Genomic DNA, 3,133 nt, shown 5'->3' on the forward strand with positions numbered 1-3,133 from the left:
ACTTATCCACCACCATAACCAGGCTTACTTTCTTTCCAGAACATATGCAGGGAATGTCTGAAGTGAAGTATCCACATTTTTACGCTTGAAGATGACATGTATGACAATAGCCGATATTACAAAAAAGAAGAATTGCATAATTTGAACTTGCGGATTAAAGTAGTACAAATCAATTTGACTTCCTGTGGCTACAAGCCAGAATGCAAGCAGATAAAACAGAAGTGTACCTTTGGTTGCATTGAAGATATAACTTTGGAACACGATAAATGCCATAAGCTGAACAACGTAGTATATGTACGTGGTTGAGGTGCCAAAAGAGGAAATCAAGTACCCCGGAAGCACCCATAATCCGAACAACAGGCCGGTAAGCAGACCACTTGTTATATTATTTTTTAACTTCCCTTGCAAGAATGGAAGCAAAAATCCGATCCAGCCAAACAGCCCACCAATCAGCCCCGTCTCCTTGATCAGATTCACAATCCCCAACCAGATCATTTCAGGTACACTATATGTCAACTCAGGGACCGGTATGCCGAATAACAAGGAACCAAAGTGCATTGTTGATGCGAAGATGATGGAAATACCAATAATGAGCGGTATCCAGAACAGATCCTGTCTGCGCGGAACCAGCTTCATAAACATTCCTTTTAATGCTTCCGTGCCGCCCATCACATAACATGTAATTAATCCGGCAATGGAAGGTGAATACAGAGCAACGATCGCAAGTGGATGCATCAAGGTTAACTCACCTGTTATGGGTACAATAAAATCCGCAAAGAACATGAACAAACTTGCGATTCCATAACATGTGCCAAAGGAAATTCCCAAAAACAAATACATATATTTGTTGGACGGGCTGGTTGCCGGACTTGTGACTGGACGAATGGATGCCTGATTAGCTGTAATCATAGTGCCGCCTCCTTCTCAGTCAACTTTCTCTCAATAAGATCATGCAAACGGTTAATCGTGCAGAAATTAGCCAAATCCAGATCTTCATTCGCTATCTCAATCTGGAATCTACGCTCTACAAAGTCCACCAAACGCATAGCAAAGAGCGAATTGACGAACCGCTGCTCAAAATAATTGTCATTATCATTAATTTGAGTGTCCTCATGATCCATGGTGAGGTTGTTCCCGATAAACTCCCGAATTTCCTGACGATAATCCACTGCCCTTCCCCCTTGTTATTGATGTTGCCCCTCGGGCACTAAAACCTCAATGTAATCTGGAAACGCTACAGCCTGCTGTAAATCATGATAAAACAGTACTCTTCCTTCCTGATCTGCAGATTGCTGCTTGAAACCGGCAAAGCGATAGCTGATATTCATCATCCGGTTTCTTCCGGTATCCCTGAAGTCGGCAAGCATCTGTTTGCCCTGCTTCTGAGCTTCACGCATGATATACGTTAGCAGTACACTCCCTGCTCCTCTGGACATCACTCTGCAAGACATCAGAAGCATGTTTAGCCGCCATACCTTCTGCTGCATGTGAATAAGTGCGAGCCCAATTTTGCCATACGTCCCGTATTTGTCTTCGAGTTCACACACCAATAACAAATGGTCCTGCGAGGTCATCAGTTGATGCAGCTCCTCGTAATTGTAGGTAATTCCCGTTGCGTTTAGCTGATTGGTGCGGACGGTAAGTTCCTCTGCACGTTGAAGGTCATCCTCAGTAGCCTCGTAGATGGAAAATTTCATGCCGAGTGTAGCCAGAAATTGTTCTGAAGGTCCTTCATACTGCTCCTCAGCCTGTTTACGGAGTGTATCCGCCTGATACATCTGCCTTCTGCACGCAGAGTCAGCTGTAATGAATCGGGGCATCAGCCTTGGGTCATCAAGCATGGCTTCATATTGATCCGCATGAAGTACCTGGATGTCAGCATGTACACTTTGGACTTCCTCCAGTTCAAAAGGTTGATCATCCACAAACAGAATGGCATCCATGCCAATATTAATGTTCTGCTGAATCCGCTGAACAGAGACGGACTTCGCATCCCAATGGATTTCGGGATACAGAAAATATTCGGCGATGCCCAGTTCGTTTAGTTTCGTCCAAGCCAGCTCTGCATCATTTTTACTGGCAACAGAATGCAAAATACCTCGCTGGTCCAGTTTTTCAATCACCTCCTTTAAGCCCGGCTTCAGTTGAACATCTGCAGATTCAAGCAAAACTCCATCCCATATGGTGTGGTCCAGATCCCAAACGATACACTTGATATCCTTGAGCTTTTCCATGGTCATGCCACCTTTCATCTTAGTAGGCATAGAATCCTCGACCCGTCTTCCGCCCCCACTGTCCTGCATCAACCATTTTCTGCAACATCGGACAGCATCGGAATTTGGGGTCCTGATAGCTGTCGTACAATACTTTTAATGAATGCACGACCGTATCCAGACCAATCAGATCCGCCGTCTCCAGCGGCCCCATCTGATAATTGAAGCCCTTCTTCATAATGGCGTCCACCTGCTCGGGTGTAGCGATTCCATCCTGTACAATGTACGCCGCTTCATTCATTAACAAGTGCGAGAGGCGATTAGAGACAAACCCGGGCAAATCCTCTATGACAATCGGACTTTTACCAAGGGTTTCCAAAAACGCTACCATCTCATGTTCCGTATCCTCCGTTGTATGATGTCCTTTGATCACCTCCACCATGGATTTAACGGGAACCGGATTCATCAGATGCACCCCAATGACTCGACCTGGGTCAGGCAAAAATGAAGCGAGCTTTGTCACGGAAATACAGCTTGTATTTAGCGCAAATAAAGCATCCGGACGAGCCTTGTGGTATAGTCGTGCGTAAACTTCCTTTTTCAACTCCAGGTTCTCGGTTACATTTTCAATAATGACACTTGCCTCTTCCACACCTTCATCTTGTGTCTGAAATGAGATTCGTTCCATGATCTGATCCAGAGGCACCTGACCGTACCCTTGCTTCAGAAAGCAAGCTGAACGATATTCACGACGTATAACATCAGGGGCATGTTCGATGACCGACGCCGAAATATCCTGCAAAATTACACGATAGCCAGCCCTCGCGACATCCAGTGCTGTGGCACATCCCATCACCCCTGCGCCAATGATTGCAATGAGTCGATTATGCATACCTAATCACCTCCTTATTGAGCTACCA

At 45.4% G+C, this 3,133-nt stretch carries 4 protein-coding genes; all 4 read right to left on the bottom strand.

Annotated features, from left to right (window positions below; translation table 11 throughout):
- Positions 1-24: 24 nt before the first annotated feature.
- Genes ABTV53_RS20165 through ABTV53_RS20180 form a run of 4 tightly spaced genes read right to left on the bottom strand, consistent with a single transcriptional unit; the run spans position 25 to position 3,105 of the window.
- Positions 25-909: a hypothetical protein gene (locus ABTV53_RS20165; protein ID WP_338588050.1), complete on the bottom strand. Its 885-nt coding sequence runs from the start codon at positions 907-909 to the stop codon at positions 25-27.
- Positions 906-1,169 (bottom strand): acyl carrier protein, encoded by a 264-nt coding sequence (locus ABTV53_RS20170; protein WP_017687156.1) that lies wholly within the window; start codon positions 1,167-1,169, stop codon positions 906-908. The genes ABTV53_RS20165 and ABTV53_RS20170 overlap by 4 nt, the downstream gene beginning before the upstream one ends.
- A gap of 15 nt (positions 1,170-1,184) precedes the next feature.
- Entirely contained in the window at positions 1,185-2,234 is a 1,050-nt protein-coding gene (locus tag ABTV53_RS20175) for an HAD-IIIC family phosphatase (RefSeq protein ID WP_433745690.1), read from the bottom strand.
- Between the two features lie 19 nt (positions 2,235-2,253).
- On the bottom strand, positions 2,254-3,105 hold the full coding sequence (locus ABTV53_RS20180) for a 3-hydroxyacyl-CoA dehydrogenase family protein (protein WP_433745693.1): 852 nt from the start codon (positions 3,103-3,105) through the stop codon (positions 2,254-2,256).
- Positions 3,106-3,133 lie beyond the last annotated feature (28 nt).

The organism is Paenibacillus amylolyticus, assembly GCF_050990605.1.
Classification (GTDB): domain Bacteria; phylum Bacillota; class Bacilli; order Paenibacillales; family Paenibacillaceae; genus Paenibacillus; species Paenibacillus amylolyticus_H.

Coding starts and splice junctions, on each gene's coding strand:
- ABTV53_RS20165 (WP_338588050.1), bottom strand. CDS start 909: ATGATTACAGCTAATCAGGCATCCATTCGTCCAGTCACAAGTCCGGCA.
- ABTV53_RS20175 (WP_433745690.1), bottom strand. CDS start 2,234: ATGGAAAAGCTCAAGGATATCAAGTGTATCGTTTGGGATCTGGACCAC.
- ABTV53_RS20180 (WP_433745693.1), bottom strand. CDS start 3,105: ATGCATAATCGACTCATTGCAATCATTGGCGCAGGGGTGATGGGATGT.